This window comes from Arthrobacter sp. FW306-07-I (assembly GCF_021800405.1).
Classification (GTDB): domain Bacteria; phylum Actinomycetota; class Actinomycetes; order Actinomycetales; family Micrococcaceae; genus Arthrobacter.
Map to the genome: position 1 here is coordinate 1,220,024 of NZ_CP084550.1, position 23,878 is coordinate 1,243,901.

The 23,878-nt window shown below is 67.0% G+C and carries 24 protein-coding genes; 15 read left to right on the forward strand and 9 right to left on the reverse strand.

The window, feature by feature from the left end; translation table 11 throughout:
* Positions 1–41 precede the first annotated feature (41 nt).
* Positions 42–1,301 (forward strand): S8 family peptidase, encoded by a 1,260-nt coding sequence (locus LFT46_RS05670; protein WP_236801422.1) that lies wholly within the window; start codon positions 42–44, stop codon positions 1,299–1,301.
* 103 nt (positions 1,302–1,404) lie between these two features.
* Here LFT46_RS05670 and LFT46_RS05675 read toward each other — a convergent pair whose 3' ends face one another.
* Together LFT46_RS05675 and LFT46_RS05680 are read right to left on the reverse strand one after the other, a co-directional pair.
* The gene (locus LFT46_RS05675) at positions 1,405–2,130 is read right to left on the reverse strand and encodes a hypothetical protein (protein WP_236821543.1); all 726 of its coding nucleotides are present in this window, start codon (positions 2,128–2,130) and stop codon (positions 1,405–1,407) included.
* 68 nt (positions 2,131–2,198) lie between these two features.
* A complete protein-coding gene (locus LFT46_RS05680; protein WP_236821544.1) occupies positions 2,199–3,788 on the reverse strand; it encodes an alkaline phosphatase D family protein in 1,590 nt (529 codons plus the stop codon).
* A gap of 193 nt (positions 3,789–3,981) precedes the next feature.
* On the opposite strand from LFT46_RS05680, the gene LFT46_RS05685 reads away from it, so the two are divergent.
* Positions 3,982–4,350, forward strand: a complete 369-nt coding sequence (locus LFT46_RS05685) for a hypothetical protein (protein WP_236821545.1) — start codon at positions 3,982–3,984, stop codon at positions 4,348–4,350.
* A gap of 39 nt (positions 4,351–4,389) precedes the next feature.
* On the opposite strand, the gene LFT46_RS05690 is transcribed toward LFT46_RS05685, so the two are convergent.
* On the reverse strand, positions 4,390–5,679 hold the full coding sequence (locus tag LFT46_RS05690) for a GAF domain-containing protein (RefSeq protein WP_236801428.1): 1,290 nt from the start codon (positions 5,677–5,679) through the stop codon (positions 4,390–4,392).
* Positions 5,680–5,824: 145 nt separating this feature from the next.
* Here LFT46_RS05690 and LFT46_RS05695 point away from each other — a divergent pair, with 145 nt between their 5' ends.
* From LFT46_RS05695 to LFT46_RS05725, 7 genes are all read left to right on the forward strand, one after another.
* A complete protein-coding gene (locus LFT46_RS05695; protein WP_236821546.1) occupies positions 5,825–7,615 on the forward strand; it encodes an NAD(P)/FAD-dependent oxidoreductase in 1,791 nt (596 codons plus the stop codon).
* 41 nt (positions 7,616–7,656) lie between these two features.
* On the forward strand, positions 7,657–8,712 hold the full coding sequence (locus LFT46_RS05700) for a 2,3-butanediol dehydrogenase (protein ID WP_236821547.1): 1,056 nt from the start codon (positions 7,657–7,659) through the stop codon (positions 8,710–8,712).
* Positions 8,713–8,814: 102 nt separating this feature from the next.
* Positions 8,815–9,546, forward strand: coding sequence for a GerMN domain-containing protein (locus LFT46_RS05705; protein ID WP_236821548.1), 732 nt, complete (start codon positions 8,815–8,817; stop codon positions 9,544–9,546).
* A 31-nt stretch (positions 9,547–9,577) separates the two neighbouring features.
* A complete protein-coding gene (locus tag LFT46_RS05710; RefSeq protein WP_236801434.1) occupies positions 9,578–9,865 on the forward strand; it encodes a hypothetical protein in 288 nt (95 codons plus the stop codon).
* Positions 9,862–10,578, forward strand: coding sequence for a class I SAM-dependent methyltransferase (locus LFT46_RS05715; RefSeq protein ID WP_236801435.1), 717 nt, complete (start codon positions 9,862–9,864; stop codon positions 10,576–10,578). The genes LFT46_RS05710 and LFT46_RS05715 overlap by 4 nt, the downstream gene beginning before the upstream one ends.
* A complete protein-coding gene (mgtA, locus tag LFT46_RS05720) occupies positions 10,575–13,283 on the forward strand; it encodes a magnesium-translocating P-type ATPase (RefSeq protein WP_236821549.1) in 2,709 nt (902 codons plus the stop codon). The genes LFT46_RS05715 and mgtA overlap by 4 nt, the downstream gene beginning before the upstream one ends.
* A 112-nt stretch (positions 13,284–13,395) precedes the next feature.
* Complete coding sequence (locus LFT46_RS05725) at positions 13,396–15,075, forward strand: GAF domain-containing sensor histidine kinase (protein ID WP_236801437.1); 1,680 nt, start codon at positions 13,396–13,398, stop codon at positions 15,073–15,075.
* A gap of 66 nt (positions 15,076–15,141) precedes the next feature.
* Here the strand turns inward: LFT46_RS05725 and LFT46_RS05730 are convergent, their stop codons facing one another.
* From LFT46_RS05730 to LFT46_RS05740, 3 genes are all read right to left on the reverse strand, one after another.
* Entirely contained in the window at positions 15,142–15,834 is a 693-nt protein-coding gene (locus LFT46_RS05730; protein WP_236801439.1) for a response regulator, read from the reverse strand.
* Between the two features lie 90 nt (positions 15,835–15,924).
* Complete coding sequence (locus LFT46_RS05735) at positions 15,925–16,248, reverse strand: hypothetical protein (RefSeq protein WP_236801440.1); 324 nt, start codon at positions 16,246–16,248, stop codon at positions 15,925–15,927.
* A gap of 21 nt (positions 16,249–16,269) precedes the next feature.
* On the reverse strand, positions 16,270–16,818 hold the full coding sequence (locus tag LFT46_RS05740) for a hypothetical protein (protein WP_236801441.1): 549 nt from the start codon (positions 16,816–16,818) through the stop codon (positions 16,270–16,272).
* Positions 16,819–17,140: 322 nt separating this feature from the next.
* Here LFT46_RS05740 and LFT46_RS05745 point away from each other — a divergent pair, with 322 nt between their 5' ends.
* On the forward strand, positions 17,141–17,842 hold the full coding sequence (locus tag LFT46_RS05745) for a hypothetical protein (protein WP_236801442.1): 702 nt from the start codon (positions 17,141–17,143) through the stop codon (positions 17,840–17,842).
* Positions 17,843–17,897: 55 nt separating this feature from the next.
* Here LFT46_RS05745 and LFT46_RS05750 read toward each other — a convergent pair whose 3' ends face one another.
* From LFT46_RS05750 to LFT46_RS05760, 3 genes are all read right to left on the reverse strand, one after another.
* Positions 17,898–18,980: a tellurite resistance/C4-dicarboxylate transporter family protein gene (locus tag LFT46_RS05750; protein ID WP_236801444.1), complete on the reverse strand. Its 1,083-nt coding sequence runs from the start codon at positions 18,978–18,980 to the stop codon at positions 17,898–17,900.
* A 105-nt stretch (positions 18,981–19,085) separates the two neighbouring features.
* Complete coding sequence (locus LFT46_RS05755) at positions 19,086–19,796, reverse strand: SRPBCC family protein (protein WP_236801446.1); 711 nt, start codon at positions 19,794–19,796, stop codon at positions 19,086–19,088.
* 320 nt (positions 19,797–20,116) lie between these two features.
* Positions 20,117–20,503 carry a TfoX/Sxy family protein gene (locus LFT46_RS05760; RefSeq protein WP_236801447.1) on the reverse strand — a complete coding sequence of 129 codons (387 nt, stop codon included), beginning with the start codon at positions 20,501–20,503 and terminating at the stop codon, positions 20,117–20,119.
* A 240-nt stretch (positions 20,504–20,743) separates the two neighbouring features.
* Here LFT46_RS05760 and LFT46_RS05765 point away from each other — a divergent pair, with 240 nt between their 5' ends.
* The 5 genes from LFT46_RS05765 (at position 20,744) to LFT46_RS05785 (ending at position 23,615) form a co-directional block, all read left to right on the forward strand.
* Positions 20,744–21,244, forward strand: coding sequence for a hypothetical protein (locus tag LFT46_RS05765; protein WP_236801448.1), 501 nt, complete (start codon positions 20,744–20,746; stop codon positions 21,242–21,244).
* Entirely contained in the window at positions 21,241–22,467 is a 1,227-nt protein-coding gene (locus LFT46_RS05770) for an Nramp family divalent metal transporter (RefSeq protein ID WP_236801449.1), read from the forward strand. The genes LFT46_RS05765 and LFT46_RS05770 overlap by 4 nt, the downstream gene beginning before the upstream one ends.
* Positions 22,464–22,874 (forward strand): hypothetical protein, encoded by a 411-nt coding sequence (locus LFT46_RS05775; RefSeq protein WP_236801450.1) that lies wholly within the window; start codon positions 22,464–22,466, stop codon positions 22,872–22,874. The genes LFT46_RS05770 and LFT46_RS05775 overlap by 4 nt, the downstream gene beginning before the upstream one ends.
* On the forward strand, positions 22,861–23,208 hold the full coding sequence (locus tag LFT46_RS05780) for a PRC-barrel domain-containing protein (protein WP_236801452.1): 348 nt from the start codon (positions 22,861–22,863) through the stop codon (positions 23,206–23,208). Before LFT46_RS05775 ends, LFT46_RS05780 begins: the two co-directional genes overlap by 14 nt.
* Before the next feature lie 203 nt (positions 23,209–23,411).
* Entirely contained in the window at positions 23,412–23,615 is a 204-nt protein-coding gene (locus LFT46_RS05785) for a cold-shock protein (RefSeq protein WP_015936345.1), read from the forward strand.
* The last annotated feature ends 263 nt before the right edge of the window (positions 23,616–23,878 follow it).

Consider the following 23,878-nt stretch of genomic DNA (forward strand, 5'->3'; position numbering starts at 1 on the left):
GCCCCTACCGGGTTCGAGCATGTGGGGCCAAGATGGCCCGCATGAGAAAACTCTTCACCGCCGGCCTCACGGCAGCACTGATGATGCTTGGCCCCGTCCCGTTTGCCCTTCCCGCCAATGCTGCGGGAGGCACGTCCACTCAGCCCGGGCACATCCTCGTAAAGTTCCACGACGACGGTGCTGCCGCCGGCGCCCTGCACCGGCGCGGCCTGGAGGCCGGCGCGGACGTCGGCAGTACGGGCGCCAGGCTGGTCAGTGTGCCTGCCGGCAGCGAAGGCCGGCTCATCGACGCGCTCAGCCGGGATCCCGCCGTCGAGTACGCCGAAGCGGACCAGCCGGTGGCCGCCTTCACCTCCGACCAGTACTTCCCGCGCCAGTACGCGCTGCAGAACACCGGGCAGTCATTCACCAACACTGCAGGCGACATCACCATCCCCGCCGGCACACCGGACGCGGACGTGGACGCCGTCGAAGCGTGGAACGTGACCACCGGCACCGGCATCAAGGTCGCGGTGCTGGATTCCGGGGTGGCCAGCGACAACCCGGACATCGCCCCCAAAGTGGTGGCCCGCGCCAACTTCAGCGGCTCGGCCACAAAAGCGGGGGACCCCGTGGCCGAGGACTACTACGGGCACGGCACGCACGTGGCCGGCAACGTCGCGGCCACTGTCAACAACACCATCGGCGTGGCCGGGGTCTGCCCGGGCTGCACCATCCTGGCCGGCAAGGTCCTGGACGACAACGGGGTCGGCTCCAGCTCCGGCCTGGCGAACGGCATCAACTGGGCGGTCAGCAACGGCGCCAAGGTGATCAACATGAGCCTGGGTGTGCGGGCATCACGGACACTGGAAACCGCGGTCAACAACGCCTGGAACAAGGGCGCGGTGCTGGTGGCGGCCGCCGGCAACGGCGGGAACCAGACCAAGATCTACCCGGGCGCGTACACCCATGTCATCGCGGTGGGAGCCACTGACAACAACGACGCCAAAGCGTCGTTCTCCACGTACGGCGCCAGCTGGGTGGATATCGCCGCTCCCGGCGTCAATGTCTACTCCACCTTCCCCAACCATCCCTTCGTGCTGGGCACGCAGAACAACCGGTCCCAGGGTTACGACGTGGGCAACGGAAGCTCGATGTCCTCGGCCATCGTCTCAGGAGCGGCGGCGCTCGCGTGGAGCTCGCATCCCGGGGCCTCGAACACCTCCATCAGGGCAGACCTGGAAACCACGGCGGACAAGGTTGCAGGCACCGGAACGTATTGGGCCTATGGCCGGGTGAACGCGCAAAAGGCGGTGCAGTAGTGCAGACGTCGCCACCGCCTAAGTAGTAGATCAGGTGCGCGGGAGGGGCACTTCATCGCCGACCCCCGGCCCGACGTCCTGGCCGGCAAGGCCCTGGAGTTCCTCAGGACTCCGCCCGCTGCTTGACCCCGCGGAGCACGCCGACCTCCATGTAGTGGTGCAGGGGGTCACCGATGAAAAGGTCGACGGCGCGGGCCAGCAGCATCGCGCCGGGCACCTTTTCGAGGGCGAACGCCAGGGCCCGGGTCACCGCAGGAGCATCCGGACCGGCGCCGCGGACTGCGGCACTGAGGTATCCCGGGCCGCGGTACCGGATGATGAAGCGGGTGCGGTCACCCGGCAGCGGCCGCAGGATGAACTGCTCTCCCGCCACCAGATGTTTGTTGGGTTCAAGCTCGGAGACGGTGGAGTAGACGCCGGCGCCGTACGGGACCTTGTCGCCCACTTTAAGGTCCTGCAGCTCCGGGTGGATCCGCGTCGCCGAATGCTTCCCCTCGACGTACCGGGCGTGGAACAGGGCCCGCTCAACCCGGTCATGCGTGTAGAACCCCGCCCGGTAAATTCCCATCTGCACGATCCAGGGCCACACGCGTTCCGGCGGTGCGTCGATGCTGATGGCACGGGTGCTCTGGAATGCAGGGCGGGGCTGGAGGTTGTCGCCGGGCAGGGGCTCCACCGCTTCCGTCCCCTCGGTTCCCCAGCGCAGCATGGCCGGGCGCCACAGGAGATAAGCCATCATCTGGGCGCAGAGCGATACCGCCAGGAACTGCCACCGCCTCTGGCGCCCCGTTCCGCGGCCTGCCCGCCTGGAAAGTAGCCGTCCAGCCATAGCCGCCAAAATGCCACGGGACCCCCGGCACCAAAAGTGCCGAAGGTCCCGCCGGGACTCGCGAAAGGTCAGGCGCGCGCCTGAAGCCCGGGAACGCCGTCGCGGATCTCGAAGGAGGCCTTGGTCGAAACCGCGGCGCCCGGCGTCGTGACGTGGTCCAGCACCCGGAAGTCGGCCGTCATCGCGTCGCGGGTAATGCGGGTGTTCACGTAGCCGCGGTTGTCGTTGTAGAACTTCAGGTGCGGGTTCCAGGCCATGGTGGCGTCCGTGGTGGAGCCGCTGCCGTCACCCGTGGAGGTGATGGAGGTGCAGACCAGCTCCGCGCCGACCACTGGGGCGGCCGGGTCCTTGTAATCCACCTTGACGTCGTTGGCCCAGTGGCGGTGCACATCACCGGTGAGCACGACGGCGTTGCGGACGTTTGCGTCCACCCAGCCCTGGGTGATGCGGCGGCGGGAGGCCGCGTAGCCGTCCCAGCCGTCCATGGAGACGTCGTCGATCTCCGGCGCCTTGTTCCGGTCCCGCTCGGCGAAGAAGACCTGCTGGCCCAGGATGTCCCAGCGCTGGGTGGAGTTCCTGAAGCCATCCAGCAGCCACTTTTCCTGCTCCGTGCCGGTGATGGTCCGGTCCTCCGCGAGCCGTTCGGTGACGTTCTTCTTCCAGCCGTCGCCGGCCAACTGGTCGTCCCGGTATTGCCGCGTATCCATCATGTGGAAGTTGGCCAGCTGGCCCCACTGGATCTTCCGGTAGATCTTCATGTCCGGGCCGGCGGGCAGGGATGAAGGTCGCAGCGGCATGTTCTCGTAGTACGCCTGGAACGCGGCCGCGCGGCGCTGCCGGAAGTGCTCCACGCTGTCGTTGAGCTGGCCGGCGTCCTGGTTCTCCGGGACGTCGTCCGCCCAGTTGTTGTCCACCTCGTGGTCATCCCACACCACTGCCCAGGGTGCCATTGCGTGCGCAGCCTGCAGGTCGGCGTCGGCCTTGTACTGGGCGTGCCGCTGCCGGTAGGTCTCCAGCGTGACGGTCTCCGGGCCCTCGTGGTCGCGCGGGTTGCCGCCGCCGATCACGTAGCTGTCCTTCTTGTATTCGTACAGGTAGTCGCCCAGATGCAGCACCAGGTCAGGGTGGTCCTCGGCCAGGCGCCGGTACGCGGTGAAGTAGCCGTGCTCGTACTGCGCGCAGCTGGCGAACGCCATGGCCAGGGCCGCGGGCGTCTCATGGAGTGCCGGGCTGGTCAGGGTGCGGCCCACCGCGCTGAGGTGCTTGCCGGCGCGGAACCGGTAGAAGTACTCGCGGCCCGCCTTCAATCCGCGCAGCTCCACGTGCACCGAGTGTGCGGACTCGGGACGCGCCTGCTCAACGCCGCGGGCCACCACCTTCCGCATGCCCTGGTCCTCGGCCACCTCCCACTGCACGGCCACGGGCCGGGCCGGCATGCCGCCCAGCCCGTCCTCCGCCACCGGGTTCAGGGCCAGGCGGGTCCACAGCACGAAGCCGTCCGGCCACGGCTCGCCGGACGCGATGCCGAGCATGAAGGGATCGGCGCGGAGGCCGGCGTCGTCAGCGGTGGAAACGGCGACGGCGGCACCCGGCAGTGCGGCGACCAGGCCGGCGCCGAGGCCGGCGGAGATGAGGGTTCTACGGGAGATGTTGTCCATGGCTCCCAAGCTATTTCCAGCTTCTGTACAGGCTTTGAGGAGGATATGAACAACGCGTTAATGGCATGACAAGAACTGTCGTGCTGAATCGGCCGTCTGCAATAAGTGATTGTTGAGTCCGGGCAGGGGCCGGGTCCAGAATGCACCCACCATCCGCCACGGTGGCGGAGGCTGTGTTCAAAGGAAGAAAGCCATGGAATCCGAAGAAGCAGGGCACCAAACGCCGGCGGCATCGACCGGGGCAGCGCACGTTTCGGCGAAGGAACTGGCCGGAGCCGAGGATGCCCGCCGCATCCTGCTGCCCATGATCAGCGCCATGTCATCCCTTGCGGCAAATCCCGCCGCGGCTGCCAAATTCGCCGAAGGCATCCACACGCAGAACAATGAGCTGGTGCGGGCCGCCCTCCGGGAAGTGCACACCGACCTGGCCGTGGAAGTGGGGCCGGGGCCGGACGAAGGGCAGTTTACGGACCAGGCCATCGCGCGCACCACGAGCGTTTCGATCCACATCAGTTGGAACCACGGCTTGAGCATCGATATCAAGGTCACCAAGAAGAAGTAGCGCGGCCGCCACCAAGCCGGGGCGGCAGTAAGACTGGGCTTAACACGCGGCCCGGGCGTGGAACGTCAGGTACCGGGGATCGCTGCGGCCCACCAGCCGGCCCAGTGCCTCGACGGCCAGCGGATCGGCTGAACCCATGTCCGTGGACAGCCAGCGCACCACCAGCCCGGCGTCCTGGCTGGCCCGCACCGCAGATCCCACCGCCATGTCCAGCTGGTCCCGGAGCAGCTGGACAGCGAGGGCGACGGAGCGGCTGAGCAGGGGAGCGCGGTACTGCGCCAGCGCCTCGGCAACCCGGCCTTCGCGCAGCAGCCGCAGCACCTGCCCCGCATCGGAACGTCCGGCCAGCCCGGGAGCCAGCCGGTAGGGGTTCGACTCCACGGCCCCGCCGAGCATCGAGCGCACCCGGAAAATTTCGGTCCGGATGGCTTGGGGCGTTCCGGCGTCGCCATAGAGCTCGTAGGCCAGCTCCTCCGCTGACCAGCCGTGCGACCGGGAGTCCAGCAGCGCCAGGATCTCCGCCCGGCGCAGCGTCAGGGGACTCCGGCTCCCATCGGCAAACACCGCCGCCGGCTTGTCACCGAGCAGTTCCAGCGACTCGACGGCGGCAGCCGGCCGGACAATGGGGGCCGCAGCCCGCCGAGGCGCACGGACGGAAGACGAGGCTCCCAAGGAGGTGCCGGCGTCGGACGTTCCCAGCAAAGCCTCCGCCACGCGCACGGCGCACCGCACCATCCGCAGCGTGTCCGCGCTGAGGGTGTCCAAGGGTCCGGACACGTCCAGTACCCCCAGGACCCGCCCCGTGCCCGGGTCCGTGATGGGCGCGGCAGTGCAGGCCCACTCGTGGTGCGTCCGGACCAGGTGTTCGGCGGAGAACAGCTGCACCGGACCGCCGGTGACCAAGGCCTCGCTGATGGCGTTGGTGCCGATACCGGCCTCGGACCAGTCGGCGCCCTCAAGGAATTCCAGGTGGTCGGCCCGGCGGAGGACGGTTGGGCTGCCCACACGCCAGAGGATCTCGCCGCTGGCATCGGTGAGCACCAGGAGGTGGCGGCCGGTGCGGGAATCATCGGCCAGCAGGTCGTGCAGCGCGGGCATCACCTGTTGCAGCCGGTGCTCCCGGCGCAGCTCCAACACCTCGGCCACCTCATGCAGGTGCCGCGGACTGTGCTGGTCCGGGCTGATGCCCAAGGCCATGGACCGGTGCCAGGAATCGACCAGGCTGGTGGGAATCTCCGGCCGCGGGACGCCGGAAATGACCAGCTCATGCGCGCGGCGCAGCGTCCGTGCATACGTTGCCGGGTCCGAAAACCTCAGGCCGTGGTCCACTGTTTCCTCCTCACAGCCGGCGCCCTTGCCGGATCCGTGTAACGCCGCTGTTACCCCCGCCGAGTTCCACTAGTGATGCAGCTCACGCCCGGTCCAGCATATCGCAGGGCAGGCGGAGCCCAAGGAACAGCACAAAGGAGTGGAGATGACCCAAACACCCACCGCTGCCGCGCAGGCATGGCTATCCGGCCTGGATGACGCGCTGCAGCGGCGCGACGTGGACGCCGCGCTGGAACTCTTCGAGGACGACACCTACTGGCGGGACTTCGTGGCATTCACGTGGAACCTGAAAACCCTGGAAGGCAAGGCGGACATCCGCCGGATGCTCGAGGCCACGCTATACCGGGTCCAGCCGTCCAACTGGGCGCTCTCAGAGGACGCCACGGGTGACGCGGAGAACGTGGAAGCCTGGATCACGTTCGAGACGGGCGCGGCCCGCGGCTACGGCCACCTCCGGCTCCGGAACGGCAGGTGCTGGACCCTGCTGACCACCATGCAGGAGCTCAAGGGCTTCGAGGAGAAGAAGGGCCCTCGGCGCGAGCAGGGCGTGGCGCACCAGATCGTCCGCGGGCGCAAATCCTGGAAAGAGCTCAAGGAGGAGCAGGAGGCCCGGCTGGGCTACGAGGAGCAGCCGTACTGCGTAATCATCGGCGGCGGCCAGGGCGGGATTGGGCTTGCTGCCCGGCTGAAGCGGCTGGGGGTGCCCACCATCATCATCGAGAAGAACCAGAACCCCGGCGACTCCTGGCGCAACCGCTACAAGTCCCTGCACCTGCACGACCCCGTCTGGTACGACCACCTGCCCTACCTGAAGTTCCCGGATGACTGGCCCGTCTTCGCCGCCAAGGACAAGATCGGCGACTGGCTGGAGCACTACACCCGCATCATGGAGCTGAACTACTGGTCCGGCACCGAGTGCGTCAAGGCAGCGTATGACGACGGCACGCAGGAATGGGAGGTCAGCGTCCTTCGCAACGGCGAACCGGTGACGCTCCGGCCCAAGCAGCTCATCTTCGCCCTGGGCGTCTCCGGTTACCCGAACATCCCCACGTTCGACGGCGCGGAGACCTTCCTGGGCGAGCAGCGGCACTCCTCCCAGCACCCCGGCGGCGGGGACTGGACCGGGAAGAAGGCCGTGGTGATCGGCTCCAACAATTCGGCCCACGATATCTGCGCCGACCTGTGGGAGCACGGCGCCGACGTCACCATGGTCCAGCGCTCCTCCACCCACATCGCCCGCAGTGAATCCCTCATGGACCTGGCGCTGGGGGACCTGTACTCGGAGCGGGCGCTCGCGGCCGGCGTCACCACGGAGAAGGCGGACCTGCTGTTCGCCTCGCTGCCCATGCGCATCCTGCCCGAGGCGCAGGTGCCGGTGTACCAGGAGATGGCGTCGCGGGATGCGGAGTTTTACTCCCAGTTGGAAGCATCAGGGTTCGACCTGGACTTCGGCGTGGACGGATCCGGCCTGTTTGTGAAGTACCTGCGGCGGGGCTCCGGCTACTACATCGACGTAGGCGCCTCCCAGCTGATCATCGACGGCCGGGTGAAGCTCAAGTCCGGGCAGGTCGCCAAGATCACGGGCAACGCCGTGGTCATGGACGACGGCACCGAGCTGGAGGCGGACCTGATTGTCTATGCCACCGGCTACGGTTCCATGAACGGATGGCTGGCCGACCTGGTCTCGCCCGAAGTCGCCGATCAGGTGGGCAAGTGCTGGGGATACGGGTCAGACACGCCAAAAGACCCTGGTCCGTGGGAAGGGGAACTGCGCAATATGTGGAAGCCCACCAACGTGCCCAACCTCTGGATCCACGGCGGCAACCTGCACCAGAGCCGGCACTACTCCGCCTACCTCGCGCTGCAGCTCAAGGCACGGATGGAAGGACTGGAAACACCCGTCTACGAACTGCAGCCCAGCCACCACACCCGCTGAGCCGGTGGTTGTGCCCGTCGAAACCCAATTGGAGGACCATCATGAAGGCAGCACGATTCCACGCCCGCAAGGACATCCGGATCGAGGACATCCCGGAGCCGGAGCTGCGGGCGGGGGCAGTGAAGATCGACGTCGCCTGGTGCGGCATCTGCGGAACAGACCTGCACGAGTACCTGGAGGGGCCCATCTTCTGTCCGGCGCCGGGGCATCCGCACCCGCTGTCCCACGAGGAATCCCCGGTGACCCTGGGGCACGAGTTCTCCGGGACCGTCTCTGGGATCGGCGAAGGTGTGAATGGGCTGGCAGTGGGTGACAACGTCGTCGTCGAACCCTACTTTGTGGACGGGGACTGCGACATGTGCCAGGCCGGCAGCTACCACCTGTGCCGGCAGATGGGGTTCATCGGGCTTTCCGGCGGCGGGGGAGGGCTGAGTGAAAAGATCGTGGTGGACCAGCGCTGGGTACATCCGATTGGGGGCATCCCGCTGGATGAGGCCGCCCTGATCGAGCCGCTGTCCGTGGCCCACCACGCGGTGGCCCGCAGCGGCGTCAAGGAAGGCGATGTTGCCCTGGTGGGCGGGTCCGGGCCCATCGGGCTGCTGACCGCTGCCGTCCTGAAGGGCATGGGCGTGACCACCATCATCAGCGAACTCACCCAGGCCCGGAAGGAGAAGGCCACCTCCAGCGGCGTGGCCGACCACGTCCTGGATCCCAGCCAGGAGGACGTTCCGGCGCGGGTGCGCGAATTGACCGGCGGGACGGGGGCCGACGTCGCGTTCGAATGCGCCGGGGTGAACGCGGTCCTGGACACCATGCTCGATGCCGTCCGGCCCGGCGCCGTGGTGGTCAACGTGTCCATCTGGGGCGCCCCGGCCACCGTGGACATGCAGAAGATCGTGCTCAAGGAGATCGACCTGCGCGGCACCATCGCCTACGTCCGCGACCACCCGGCCGTGATCAAGATGGTGCAGGAGGGCAAGGTGGACCTCAAACCGTTCATTACCGGCCGCATCGCGCTGGAGGACCTGGTGGAACAGGGCTTTGACACCCTGATCAACCACAAGGACACCGCGGTGAAGGTGCTGGTGCATCCCTAGCCGGCGGTGCTCGGACTTAAGTCCCTGTTTCCCCGTAACCCTCAGGCGTAGCTTGAATGTGGGTCCCGCAACCGCGGGGCCCACATTCAAGGGGGGGGCACCATGACAAAGCCCAGGCTTACCGCACTCAGCGTTCTCGGACTCAGCGGCCTGATGCTCCTCACAGGCTGCTTCGGCCCGCCCAGCCCGTCCCCGACCAGCAGCTCCGCGGCCCCATCGGCGAGCCCCACCGGCAGCGCGAGCCCCAGCACCAGTCCAAGCACGACGGCGGGTGGCAGCACGACGGCGAGCCCGACGTCCCCGCCCAGCACGTCAGCCGCGCCCACCAGCCCGGCTGCCCCGCCGCCGTCGTCCGCTCCCGCCGGTCCGCCGCCTGCTCCCCAGCCCCAACCCACCCAGGAACCCCAACCCACCGGCCTGCCCGAACAAACCGCCCCTCTGACGATTTACTACGTGGCGGTGGATGACAACGGAGTGTCAGGCCCACGGATAGGCTGCGGTGACAGCCTGGTGGCCACCACCACGGGCCCGGTTAGGTTCACGGATCAGGTGCGGCCAAGCGTGGAGACCCTGCTGGCCAACAAGAAGCGCGATGTGGGTATGTCCGGACTGATCAACGTGCTGTACCAGTCCAACCTGACGTATCTGGGCGGGGAGCTTAACGGCAGCACCATCAGCATCTGGCTCTCCGGGAACTTCATGCTCGGCGGCGTCTGCGACATCCCGCGGGCCAAGGCGCAGCTCGAGTACACCGCCATGGCCGCGTCCGGAGCCACCAGCGCCCAGGTGTACGTCAACGGCCGGCCGATTGACGAGGTGCTCAGCCTGAAATGAAACCGATTCAGCAACCAGGAAGGAAGCCGCCATGTTCGCCAGAATCAGCACTTACAGGACCGGACCGGAAACGCGGCCCGACAACACGGGGAATGTGGTGGACAGGGTGCTGCAAATCCCGGGTTGCAAAGGTGTCTACTACTTGAACGGGACAGGCACGGACAAAGCCCTCTCCATCACCTTGTGGGACACGGAAGAAGCGATGGTGGCCAGCAGGCAGGACGCCACGAGGATCCGCGAAGAAAGCAGTGAGGCGGACAGGACGGAGATTGTGTCGGTGGAGGAATTCGAAGTCGCTGCAAGCAGCCTTCAGCAGTGACGGCAGTTTTTTTCCGGCGGGCTTGGCGGGGCAGGGTGACGAGCAACGACGGGCGGGAACGCTTGCAACACCCGCTGTTCGCCCGCGCGTTCGCCCGCGCCGTGGCCGGCCTGGACCGCCGCGGGGCAGGGGAGCACCGCCGCCGCATCCTCGCCGGGCTGCACGGATCCGTGATCGAGATTGGAGCGGGGGCGGGATCGTCCTTCCCGCTCTACCCCTCCAGCGTCACCCACGTCCTGGCCCTGGAACCTGATGACTATCTGCGCCGGGTGGCGCAGCAGGCGGCAGCCGACGCCAGCGTTCCGGTGACCGTGGTCGCTGCGGCCGCCGAGCACATCCCCGCGGAGACCGGCAGCGCCGACGCAGTGGTGGCCAGCCTGGTTCTCTGCAGCGTCAAGGACCAGGCCACCGTGCTCGCGGAGATCCAGCGCGTCCTGAAGCCCGGCGGGACGCTGGCCTACTACGAGCACGTCCGCTCAGAGCACCCGTTCCTGGCCAGGGCCGAAGATGCGCTGACCCCGCTGTGGGGCCGGTTCATGGGCGGCTGCCACCTCAACCGGGACACCCTCGCCGCTATCACCGCGGCTGGGTTCAGCGTCCGCGACAACCAGCGCTTCGGCTTCGCTGTAGGGCGGTTCAACCCGCCCCTGGCCCACATCCTGGGAACGGCCTACAGCCCCGGGCCGCCCGGGAATAAAGCGGATCCGGCATGACAGACCTGAACGTCCGGGAGCGCAGCCCCCTCCAGCTGCCCATCACCGAGGCCGCGGGCTTGACCGCGGAAGAGGCGCTGGCACGCCTGGGCTCCGGGCCGGGCGGCCTCACCGAGGAGGAAGCGGCCGCCCGGTTGGAGCAGCTGGGCCCCAACGCCGTCCGTACGCACCGCGCCAATGCCTGGGCGGTCCTGGGCCGGCAGTTCGCCAGCCCCATCCTTATCCTCCTGATCGTCACCGCCGGCCTGTCCCTGTTTCTGGGTGATGCCACCAACTCCATCGTTATCGGGGTAATCCTGCTGGCCAGTGTGGGGCTGGGCTTCGCCAACGAATACCGGGCCGAGCGCGCCTCCGAGGCGCTGCACTCCCGCGTCACCCACAAGGCTGCCGTCCAGCGCGGCGGAACCACCCGGGAAGTGGACGTGACCGCCCTGGTGCCGGGCGACGTCGTGCACCTCTCCCTGGGCGCCATTATTCCGGCGGACCTCCGCCTCCTCACCACCAACAACCTGCACTGCGACGAAAGCATCCTCACGGGCGAGTCCCAGCCGGCGGCCAAGGACCCCGCACCGGTTCCGGGCGGTGCCTCCCTGGCGGACCTCGCCTCCTGCGTGTTCATGGGCACAGTGGTCCAGTCCGGCGGCTGCAGTGGCGTGGTGGTTGCCACCGGCGGCCGCGCGGAGTTCGGCCGCATCGCGCTGGGCCTGGGTGAACGGCAGCCGCAGACCGAGTTCCAGTTGGGCCTTAAGCGGTTCTCCTTCCTCCTGCTGCAGGTTGCCGTGGTCCTGACCTCGCTGATTTTCGTGGCCAACCTGCTGCTGGACCGCCCGCTGCTGGAATCGCTGCTGTTTTCCCTGGCCATCGCGGTGGGCATCACGCCCCAGCTGCTTCCCGCCGTCGTCAGCACCAGCCTGGCCACCGGCACCCGCCAGCTGGCAAAGCGGAAGGTGCTGGTCAAGCGGCTGGTGTGCATCGAGGACCTGGGGGACATGGACATTCTGGTCACGGACAAGACCGGCACCCTCACCGAAGGGAAGATCAGCTTCACGCACGCGCTTCCCGCCAGTGCTGGAACGTCTGACGCCGGCCTGCTCACTTTGGGCCTGCTGGCCACCGAGGCGGACTACGCCGGCGCCCGGGTTTCCTCCGCGGGCCAGAACCCGCTGGACGCGGCGCTGTGGGAGAGCCCAGGCGCAGCCGCGTTCCAGCCGGGGCGGTTCGAGCGCCTGGACCTGATCGGTTTCGACCACCAGCGCCGCCGCACCACAGTGCTGGTCCGTGAGGCGGACGGCCCCGCGCAGCTCGTGACCAAGGGTGCGCCGGAGGATGTGCTGGCCCTGTGCGGCCCCACGACGGCGGCCGTGCGGGCCATGCTGGATGAACAGTTCGACGCCGGCGCCCGGGTGGTGGCGGTGGCCACCCGACCTGCCGCGGGGCTGGCAAAGCTCACCCCGGCCGACGAAACCGGCCTCACCCTGGCCGGCTTCCTGGTGTTTCTGGACCGTCCCAAGGCCAACGCCCGCCAGTCGCTGGACCGGCTGGAGGCCCTGGGCATCTCAGTGAAGCTGGCCACCGGGGACAACGCCAAGGTGGCGGAGAAGGTTTGCGCGGACCTGGACGTCATTTCCGGCGGCACGCTTACGGGCGCCCAGGTGGAGGGGATGTTCGACGCCGACCTTGCCGCCGCCGCGCGCACGGCCACCATCTTCGCCCGCGTCTCGCCGGAGCAGAAGGCGCGCATCATCACCCTCCTGCGGCAAAGCGGCGGCGCGGTGGGCTTCATGGGAGACGGCGTCAACGATGCCCTGGCACTGCACAAGGCGGACATCGGCATTTCCGTCGACACCGCAACGGACGTTGCCAAGGACGCGGCCGACGTCGTCCTCCTGGACAAGGATCTGGGCGTCCTGGCGGACGGCGTCATGGAGGGCCGGCGGATCTTCGCCAACACCATCAAGTACGTGCTGATGGGCACGTCCAGTAACTTCGGCAACATGTTCAGCGCCGCCGTGGCCTCCGTGGTGCTGAGTTTCCTGCCCATGCTGCCCGGCCAGATCCTGCTGAACAACCTGCTCTACGACTCGGGCCAGCTGGCCATCCCCGGCGACCGCGTGGACAAGGAGCAGCTGCGCGCGCCCTCCCATTGGAACATCGCGTTCATCCGGCGGTTCATGCTGCTCTTTGGGCCCATCAGCTCGCTGTTCGACTTCGCCACGTTCGCCCTGATGTTGTTCGTCTTCGACGCAGCGCCGGGAGAGTTCCGGGCCGGTTGGTTCATCGAATCCATCGCCACCCAGACCCTAATCATTTTTGCCATCCGCACCCGGCGCGTTCCGTTCCTGCGCAGCCGGCCGTCCAACGGGCTGATCGCCGCGTCCCTGGGTGTGGTGGCCCTTGGTGTGTTCCTGCCGCTGTCACCCCTGGCGGGGGTTCTTGGCTTCGACCCGTTGCCGGTGCCGTTCTTCCTGGCCCTGCTGGGCATGGTGGTGGTGTACCTGGTGCTGGTGGAATTCGCCAAGCAGTGGTTCTTCTCCCGCGGCGCGCAGCAGCTGCCCGCCCCGCCGCCGCCCGTGCAGCGCCGGCGCGCCACCCACCACATCTCCCGGCGGGCGTTCCGGTTCAGCATTCCCGTCAGGGTGCCTCCGCTCAGGGCGCCCGCCACCGGGCGGAGAGTCCGGCGGAGGTGGCCCCTCCGTAATCTTTAGCCCATGCAGGGCTCTGGGTTGTTAGCATGGTGGAAGAGACGCTGGGGCTCGTCTTTATGTATTCGAAGGTGATGCAGTCCGCCGTGAATGCGTTCAGTTTGGAGCGTTTTTCATGTGGCGTGAACCCATCAGGCGGCGTACCCGGGAACTCCTGCGGGAATTCGTGGAGCGGGCGGATGATTTAGTACGGGCCCAGGAACACATCGAGGGCCTGCTCGGCGCGGTGGTCTCCATGACCGAGGACCTGAGCCTGGAAGCAGTTCTGGACCGCTTGGTCCAGTCTGCATGCGAACTTGTGGGGGCCCGCTACGGGGCCCTGGGCGTCATTGGAGACGATCAGCAGCTCAGCCACTTCATCACGGTGGGCATTGATGAAGACGGCGCACGGGTGATCGGCGATCTGCCCACAGGTCACGGCGTGCTTGGCGAGCTGATCCGCGAACCCAAACCGCTGCGGCTCCATGACCTGGGCGAACATCCCATCGCGGTGGGCTTTCCTCCCAACCACCCGCCCATGGGCACCTTCCTGGGCGTCCCGGTGCGGGTGCGGAACGAGGTCTTTGGAAACCTGTACCTGACGGAAAAGAACAGCGGCCAGGAATTCACCGGGGAGGACGAAGACCTGGCTGTTGCCCTGGCCGCCGCCGCCGGTGTGGCCATCCAAAACGCGAAACTGTTCGATGACAGCAGGCGCCGCCAGCGGTGGCTTGAAGCGGGAATGGAAGTCAGCGACCGACTCAAGGACCAGCCGCGGTCCGATACCGAGAACCTGGACATGATCGCGGAGCGGGCGCTGAATGCCTCCTCCTCGGTGCTGGGGGTGATCGCTTCGGTCGGTCCGGATGGAACCATCAAGTGCCGCACCTCGGTGGGCGCCCAGTCAGTCCCGGGCGGACAGGACCTGCCCGCGGCCGCCGTCCTGTCCGAAGTGCTGGAGTCAGGTGAGTCCAAGGCCTTGGGCGATCCGCTCCAGGTGTTCGATCCGGCGTCGGCAGAGAAGCTCGGGCCGGTGCTGGTGGCCGCCCTGGGCAGCAACAGTGACGGTCACCGGGACAGCGTGTTGATCCTGGCCAGGGGGCCTGGGGGAGCCCGGTACGCGGATGTTGATGTTGAACAAAGCGCGGTGTTCGCGTCACGCATCGGCCTGACGCTGGACCTTCTCAAGGCAAACCAACTGCGTGAAGAGCATGCGTTGTTCATTGACCGGGAACGCATTGCCGCGGACCTGCACGACCTGGTGATCCAACGGCTCTTTGCAGCAGGGCTGAGCATCCAGGGCCTGCGCCGCTACACCTCCGACCCGGCTGCGCATGAGCGCCGCATCGCCGGTATCACCGCGGAGCTGGACGACTGCATCCACCAGCTTCGTGACACCATCTACTCCCTGCAGGCACGGGAGTCAGACAAGGAACTCCTCAGCGGCCGGGTGCTGCGCGCAGTCCAGGAAGCCGCCAACGCTGCCGGCTTCCTCCCCAGGATCCAGCTCTCGGGGCCGGTTGATGACGTTGTGGGCGATGACGTTGCAGAACAGCTCCTGCGCGTACTTCATGAAAGTGTCAGCAACGCGGTGCGGCACTCGGGGTCGGAGGACATCTCCATCCTGCTTGCCGCTCAGGAGGATGAAGTGGTCCTCACAGTGCGCGACCACGGCCGCGGCTTCAAGGATCCCGAACGGGTCAGCGGATTGAACAATATGAAAAGGCGCGCTGAGCGTTTGGGCGGCAGTTTCGTCATCGACAGCGCACCCGGAGAGGGCACCAGCGTGACGTGGACGGCGCCGGCCGCCGGGTGAGGGCCGGCCGTGCAGTGCGCCACGGCGGCGTATGGCATGGCGTTCGGGAGGCGAGGTGTCAGTGTGTTAGATCCCACGCGGCATGAGATCCCACGCGCGGGGAATTGGCGCCGGGATCAGCTGGCCGCGCCGCCTGAAACCCAGCTTCTGGAGTACCGACGACACATGGCCGGCGACGGTGGCATCGGGCAGCATCAAGTCCTGCCCGATCTGCCGGTTTGTCAGTCCCCGGGCCATGAGGGCAAGTACGTTCCGCTCCGTTTCCGTCATGCCTGTCAGCCAGGGAGCGGATGCCGTGGCGTAAAGGCTTTCGGCCACCCGTTCCCTGACAGCCGGCCGGATAACCGGGGTGCCTGCGGCAGTGCCGCGGATGCTGTTGACCAGGGCGTCGTGGTCGCCGATCCGCTTGAGGACATACCCTGACGCGCCCGCCAGGACCGTTGCGCGAACAGCATGCTGTTCATCCCAGCTGGTGAGGATCAGGCATTTCACCCCGGGGGCGGCGGAGCGGAGGTCACGGCAAACCTCAATGCCCGTGCCGTCCGGAAGCCTGTCGTCCAGGACCGCGATGTCCGGCTGCAGGATGTGGATGAGCCGGATGGCCTCTGCTGCTGATCCGCTGTCGCCGACCACTTCGAAGCCGAGATGTTCGAGCATGTCGCCAAGTCCCTGCCGGACCATCCTGTGGTCATTCAGGATGAAAACCCGAATTGGCGCAGGGGACTGGGCATGCTCATGGGGTGCTGCTGGTGTATCCATCAAGACGCTCTCGTAGGACCGATGTCCTCCCCGGCTGCACTCTTCGCGCAACCGCCCCTCCGAAAGGAACGTCAGTGAGCCATCCGGCACTCACGGCCACTCGATTCCAAGCGCCGTGCCGGCCGAAGCGGGAAGATCCCGCGTAATGCCGCAAACCGAACACGTGGTGCTGTGGTCCGGTCCCTTCACCCACTGGTGGGACTCTTCCAGCCGGTACTCATACCGCCCGCCAAGCTCCTGCAGCCGGTTCAGCGCCACGCTGGCAGTTTCCCACGAACTCCAGCGGCCGACCACCCCGCCTTTGTCCTTCGAGATGACATTGCACCCGCCGTCCCCCAGCTCGTGATCCCTGTCCTGCCAGCCCGGCGGCTCATCACCGCCGTGTACTGCCTTGTACTCATCGGCTGTGGCCATGGTCGTCATCTCCCCGCCCGTTCAGGCAGCCTTCTGCTGCGGGCCGGTGAGGAAGAGCTCCAGGGACTGAAGGGTGACGACGGCGTCGTGGAAGGCCGGATTGCGGTGCGGGTGCAGGCGGTGCAGCAGCCCGCCGTTGTACTGGAGGCGGCGCCGGGCGGTGCTGACCGTGCGGAAGGCGTAGCCCAGGTCACCCGGATGCCGGGGCAGGGCCTGGGTCATGCACTGGATCGAGGCCAGCGCGACTGCCAGGACGTTGGCATCCATCTGCTGCCCGGCGGCCCGGTGCCGGCGGAGCTGGGACGCGAACCCGTCCCAAATGTCCCGGGCCGCCGACCGCGCCACCTCGGTCCGTGCCTGGTCGGCAGGCATTCCGCCCTCCATGAGTTCCTTCTGGAGGCAGCCAAACCGGTTCGCAAGCTCTTCGACTTTTTTCGCTGTTTCATCCGTTTCACCCGCGGCTGACGGTGTCGGGGTGAAGTTGGAAGGATGAAGCAGCATCGCCCTTCGGCGCGCCGCTTCCGCCTGCGATACTTGGGCGGGGCGAAGCGTGAGGATATCAGCGGACATGCCGGTCCTTTCAAAATCCAGCCAGTCTGCAGGGTGCGCCTGCACGCCGGCGGCATCCTTGACGGTGCCTCCGGCGCAATGTCACTGGGTTCATGGGGAATGCCGCTCCGGCCTCGCAATGTGAGGACCCGGACGGCGCCTTTAACAGAATGCCAAGCGCCCCGGGGCCGGCTATAGGGCTGAAAGTCCTGTCCTCGAACCAGGCCCTGCGTAGCCTATGGAGAGGCGGGGGCTTTGGGCCCTGTTTCCGGTCCGGACCCCCGTCCTAGCCTGAACAGGAGAGCGCGGCGTACGGCCGCGTGCCGGACCCGGGAGGCACAGGGTGAAATCGGCAAACGCTAGCATCACCGCAGGCATCGTCCTCATTGCGTTGGGCGTGCTGTTGCTGCTGGACAGACTTGGCGTCATGGATACTGCGGCCTTCGTGGCGCCGCTGATCTTCGCGGCCGTCGGGGTTTTGTTCCTGTCCCTTTATGTCCGGCGCCGGGAGAACTGGTGGGCGGCCATCCCCGGGTCCGTGTTCCTGGGCCTGGCGGCAGTCATCACTACCACGCAGCTCACGGGCGGCGCCTGGGGGGCAGCCTTCCTGTTCCTCTTCATGGGCGCTGGATTTGCCGCTGTCTACCTGCGGGAGCCGGGTAACTGGTGGGCCCTGATCCCGTCCGGTGTCATGTTCACCCTGACGGTCATCGTCGCCCTCCCGCCGGAGCTTCAGGGCACGCCCACCGCTGCCATCCTCTTCCTGGGCCTGGCGGCCACCTTTGGGGTGCTATCCCTGATCCCCGTCCGCATCGATGAGGCCAGCGACCACACGGAACGGATGAAGTGGCCCTTAATCCCGGCCGCGATCCTGACCGTGATGGGACTGATCTTCGTTCTCCAGGCCACGGCCCTCCTGATCCCGGCGGACTTCGCCTTCCCGGCCGTGATGATCGTCGCTGGCGCGGCCCTGGTGGTGTACGCCTACCTCGCCCACCGCGACGGGCGGCAAAAGACGCACGGGCCCGGACCCCGGGCAGGCTAGCCCTCACCTCCCGCGAAGTGGCAGATAACGGCAATGCCCGGCGGAGGTATTGCCGTTAAGTGCCAGTTCGCGGCCCAGATGGAGCGAGCAGCGTCGCCCACAAGTGCCAGAGCATGCCGGCGAGCGTGGCCAGGAACGCCGCAAACGCCAGCCACAGTTCGGCCCGGCCAATCGCGGCCACCAGCGGCAGCCCGTCGGCGCGGCCAAGGTAGATCCCGGCCACGGCATACATGCCAAGCGGAAAGATGACGCTCCACAGGCCCGGCTCGTAGGACAGCGGCACCCGGTGGACCACGTGCCGCCACCAGCCGGCGGCGAGCAGCACGGGGAAGAGCCATGAGGCGAAGGACCAGAACACCACGGAGGCTCCGGCCACCAGCCCGCGGGTTGCATCCACCATCGGTGCGCCGGCCATCTCAACGATCCGGGCCCCCGCCAGGACGCTGATGGCCATGGCGCCCATGGCAACGAAGTACTGTGGGCGCAGGTCCTGCGGCCGGATGGGGTAGGTCATCAGCCGGAGTGAGACGAAGATTCCCACTGCGGCATACAGGATGAGCCCCACCGACCAGGCCACGACGGCGACGAGTGCCAGGGCGGCGCGCCAGTCCGGTGCGGCGAGGGGCTCGATCGAGGCCGCAGCTACTGCCACGGACTGGCTGGCAACGCACCAGATGAACCACGAGCCGTTGGCATCCTTGACCACCGGCCGCTCGGACCTGCCCAGCACTGCCGTCCATGGCACGACGTAGCCGAGCACCACCCAGGCGAGCACCGCAACCGCCAGGAGTGCCGCCGTCGTGCCTTGCCACCCGGCCATCCCAAGGCGGGTGCCCAGCACGTTGGTTCCGGCGATGAACGTGAAGAAACCGAAGGCCCGGGCGGGATCCAGGAAGTCGCCCCGGATGTCGGCGGCGAATCTGGCCAGGCGGAGCAGGCTGAGCCCAAGGATCACCAGGTAGGAGAGCGCACACACCACCAGCAGGGCCAGCGACAGTGCATGGAATCCTTCCAGCTCAAGCCCCACGGAGATGATGCCGCTGGCCATGGTGATGGCGAAGTAGCCAGGGGTGAGCGTCCGCACCGCCTCCAGGGCCCGTGAGCCGAAGGAATGCCGGGCGTGGCTGGCGGTGTCCATGGACCAAGCTTAGGACCGGCACTCCGAACCACCGCCGCGAGATGGCACTTCCCGGCAGTTCGCCGGTGGGGCATTGCCCTCACATGCCCTCTCGCGAGCGGGCCCTCAGCGGGCCTGTGCCTCCGCTGTCGCCTTGATGCTGGCCAGGAGCTCGGTCTGGCTGCGCTCGGAGATTTTCATGACCAGCGCGTCAACCGCGGCCTCTGCCATGTTCCGGGGTACGACGTCCGAGCGCATGCTCAGCCTGGTCCAGCCGTTCGCCGGTGCCACTTCCACCGTGAACACCGGGCCAAGGGCCGCCTTGGAGGTGAAGCGCTCATTTCGGGTGAACTCGGTGTACTCGTGCGTTGTCTTCAGCGGGATCCCCAGGACTTTCCACGCGGCCTGAAAGGTGGTGCCCACACCTTCGGGGGTGGTCTTCAACTCCGAGATCTGCACGTCCGGGCCCAGCCAGACGCGGGGATCCCTGACCAGGTCGAAGACCTGCGGCAGCGGGGCGTCGATGGTGACGGAGCCGGACCATGTCAGGTTCTGCGTAAACTTCGCTTCGCTTTCGGGTGACGCCTTCATCCCGGCCTCCACCAGGCTCTTGACGTTGGCAACCATGCCTTGGATATCCGTTTCCGCCCACCGTGCGAACAGGGCCTGAGCGGGTACCCGGACCAGGGGTGCGGGGATGTCCAGGGTTTCCTCGACGGTCAACTCGGTCCCGGCCTCCACCGGCTCCAGCGTGAAGGTGAGCGTGGGCCCTACCGATGTGCCGGAAACAATGCGCTTGTTGGGAACCACTTCCCGGTACTGGTGGGTCACGTGCATGGGAATGCCCCATGTCTTGGCGACCAGCGCGCGGAGGTGCCTTCGCCCCCGGGTTTGAGGTCCAGTTGGGTGACGTCGCTGTCCCCGGGGAAAGCCTTCATCCAGTTCGTAGGGTCACTGAGAAATGAGAACACCCTGTCCACCGGGGCGTTGATCCTGGTGCTCCGAATAACGTTCCTGGTCATGTCCTGTCTCCTTATCCGGCAGGAGCCTGGGTCCTGCCCTGCCTTCCAGTCCAGTCCCGGGGGCAGGTGCGGAAAAAGAGGAGAAGGTCCTTGCGCGGGTAATGCCACCCGGTAGCAGGATCACGCGGAATGGCGTCACGGCAGGACCTTGCGCCCCCTGGGCTCCTTGGGCTCTTTTGGCGGCAGGGACGCGACGTAGGCCAGTGCCTTCTCAGCCCATGCCCGCGCCCGGGTCTCGTCGCCGTCGCCCTCTTCATTCCACACTTCCGGCAGCCCGGTGTACCCGCCCATCGGCCGGTCCGCAGGGCCGAACGGCACGGTCCGCTCAGAGGACTCCAGCAGCTCCTTGTCCTCCCGGGAGAGCTTGACCCCGATGGTGGCGCCGAACAGCCCGGCGAACATGTTGCCGTTGACGAACGCCCCCAGGTTGCCGAACATCGGCTTCACCACCACGCCCGGGTGGTCGGGGACCACGCGCCGGAACCGCTCTTTCTCTTCCTCTGTTGCCTTGGGCATTTCCATGGCTTCACCTTCCGGTGGCAGGGGTCTGTTCCGCAGGATCTCGATGCAGGATATGCCTGTTTGCCGGCGGGGGATAGGGTCGGCCGGTGCCAGGGCGCAGTCGGTAATTGATCGGCCTTTGAGCAGGTCAAACTTCCCCAGCGAGTGCTATACCTGACCGTAGGCAACTAAATCTTTTGGCTGCCTGCGCAGGGCGGATTGGCTAGGATCCGGGACGTCCCCGGGGGGCTGGAGGCAAGAGTGCTGAACACGCCGGCCCGGGCCCCGGCCGCAGACATTCCGGTCCGGCGCGGCGAAAAGCCTGGGCTCCTGGCCCTCGCCGCGCTCGCCGTCCTCAGCCTCGCTTTCGTCGCCGGCTGCAGCGGCGGCACCAGCCAGACGGTCTCCGGCGCAGTGAAGGACAGCTCCTCCGCCGTTGCCACCGCCGGGATCGCCCTGCGGCAGGACATGGACGGCAAACTGACCCGCGCAGCAGCATCGACCACCCTTGACGATGAGCTCAAGGAGATCCAGACCAGCCGGAGCGCAATCCTGAAGCTCTCCCCGGCCACCCAGGGAGACCGCGAAACGCAGAAGCAGGCATTGGAGGTGCTGGACAAGTGCGCGGCGGGGTTCGCCACCGCCCGCGCCGCATTGGCAGCAAACGACGGCGGCACCCCCTCCCTCCCCGACGGTGACAAGGCGCTTGCGGACGCGCAGGACGCCCTCAAGCAGCTCGAAGGCAAGGTGGGGGACAAGTGAAACGGCTGCTCGGCGTCGCGCTCGGGATCCTGACCGCCATTGGCGGGTTCGTGGACATCGGGGACCTGGTGACCAACGCCGTCGTCGGTTCCCGCTTTGGCCTGTCCCTGGTGTGGGTGGTGGCTGTGGGCGTCGTGGGAATCATCCTGTTCGCGAACATGTCCGGCAGGGTTGCAGCGGTGTCAGGCCGGGCCACCTTCGAGGTGATCCGCGAGCGGCTGGGGCCACGGGCCGGGCTGGCCAATCTCTCGGCGTCGTTCCTGATCAACCTGATGACCGTCACCGCGGAGATCGGCGGCGTGGCCCTGGCCCTGCAGCTGGCCAGCAGCGTCTACTACCTGCTGTGGATTCCCGTGGCCGCCGTGGCGGTGTGGCTGGTGATCTGGCGGGTCCGGTTCTCCATCATGGAAAACGTCACAGGCCTGCTGGGGCTGACCCTGATGGTGTTCGCGGTGGCACTGTTCCTGCTCAAGCCCGACTGGGCGTCCCTTGCCGGGCAGCTGGCGCCGGCCGTGCCGCAGCAGGAAACGGTGTGGACGTACAGCTACTACGCCATCGCCCTCTTCGGTGCGGCCATGACCCCGTACGAGGTCTTTTTCTTCTCCTCCGGTGCCGTGGAGGAAGGATGGACGGTTAAGGATCTGATGCAGGAGCGGATCAACGTCCTGGTGGGGTTCCCGCTGGGTGGTTTGCTGTCCGTGGCCATCGCCGCGTGCGCCACTGTGGTCCTCCTTCCGGCCGGCATCTCGGTGACGTCGCTGTCCCAGGTCATCCTGCCCGTCGCCGAAGGGGCCGGGAAGCTTGGACTGGCGTTCGTCCTGGTGGGGATCGTCGCGGCAACCTTCGGTGCCGCCCTGGAAACCACCCTTTCCAGTGGGTACACACTGGCGCAGTTCTTCGGCTGGTCCTGGGGCAAGTTCCGCCGCCCGGCCGAGGCCGCCCGCTTCCACCTGGCCATGATTGTGTGCCTGCTGGTGGGGATGGCCGTGCTGGCCACCGGCGTGGACCCCGTGCTGGTGACCGAATACTCGGTGGTGTTCTCCGCGATTGCCCTGCCCCTGACGTACCTGCCCATCCTCATCGTGGCCAATGACCCCCAGTACATGCACGAGCATGTGAACGGGCGGGTGGTGAACGCGCTGGGCATGGTCTACCTGGTGATTATCCTGGTCGCCTCCATTGCCGCCATTCCCCTCATGATCGCCACAGGAGCCGGCTCATGACATCCACTCCCGGCCCGCTGACTCCCGCCCCCCAGGTCGCCGGGCGCATCCTGGATGCCCAGCTGCACCTCATGGACCGGCAGGTGCTGGACTACGACGGCGTCCCGGTCACCACCGTCGATGACCTCGAGGTGAGCGGGCCTGCTTTGGACGAGGACATCCCGGCGGGGACCCCGGCGCCGGTCATCACTGCGCTGCTGACGGGGTCGGTGCTGGGGACGCGCATCTTTGGCGGCAGGCCGCCGTCGTCCCGCCTGGTCCGCATCCCGTGGAAGGACGTGGCTGAAGTCGGCGTGGTGGTGCGGCTTGGCGTCAAGGGTGAGCCGCTGGACGCCAGCTGGGTGGAACGGTGGGTGCGGGACAAGATCATCGCGCGCATCCCGGGAGGCCGCCATGATCCTCGGTGACCTGCTGGGCACGCCCGTCCTGGACGCCGACGGCGGGCGGCTGGGCCGGGTGGCCGACGTCCGGTTCGTGCTGGACGGGACGCCGCACCAGCTGATGGCCGAACCGCGGCTGCTGGGGCTGGTGGTCGGCCCGCACAGCGCGGCTTCCTTCCTGGGGTACGAACGCAACGGCCTCACCCAGCCGCGCACCATTGCCCGGATCCTTCGGTGGCGGCACCGCGGATCGTTCCTGGTGCTGTGGGAGGACATCGCCATGGTGGGCGCCCGCTCCGTCCGCCTCCGTCCGGGGTTCACCCGTTACAGCACTGCCCTGGAGGGCGGCGAGCAGGCGTAATCCGGGCCTGAACAGGGGAGCGATTAGGTATGGGCCCAAATTCCTGTAGTGTTGAACCTGTTGTTGTGTTTATGCAGTTGGTAGTTCAGGCAGTACGCGCGGTCGAAAGTCCGTGTTCTTCTGAAGTAGCGGTTTTTGAACACCCCACGCCGGAGGGCCCGAAAGTCGGGACTTTCCCTCCACCTTCACGAAGGACAAAATAAATGGCTACTGGTACCGTCAAATGGTTTAACGCTGAAAAGGGCTTCGGCTTCATCTCCCCGGACGACTCCTCGCAGGACGTGTTCGCGCACTACTCCGCGATCAACTCCTCCGGCTTCCGCTCCCTCGAAGAGAACCAGAAGGTTTCCTTCGACACCGAGCAGGGCCCCAAGGGTCCCCAGGCCACCAACATCCAGGCTCTCTAATTTCCTAGGGATCCGGGACCGTTAGGTTTCCGAGCAGGGCTTGCCGTTCATCGGCAGGCCCTGCTTTTTGTTAACCCACGTGTGGCAGTTCTGCCCGGTCCAGTACTGCCTGACCGGCCCGTGACCGCATAAGCGGCGCTGGGCAACAACGGTTGTGCGGTCGACGGCCGCTTATGGCAAGGCGGTGCCCCTTTCGACGCTCTCGACATAATTCAGTTGAAGGAGCAATCTTGTAAGTGCGTACGTTTGCAGCGTGCCAAACC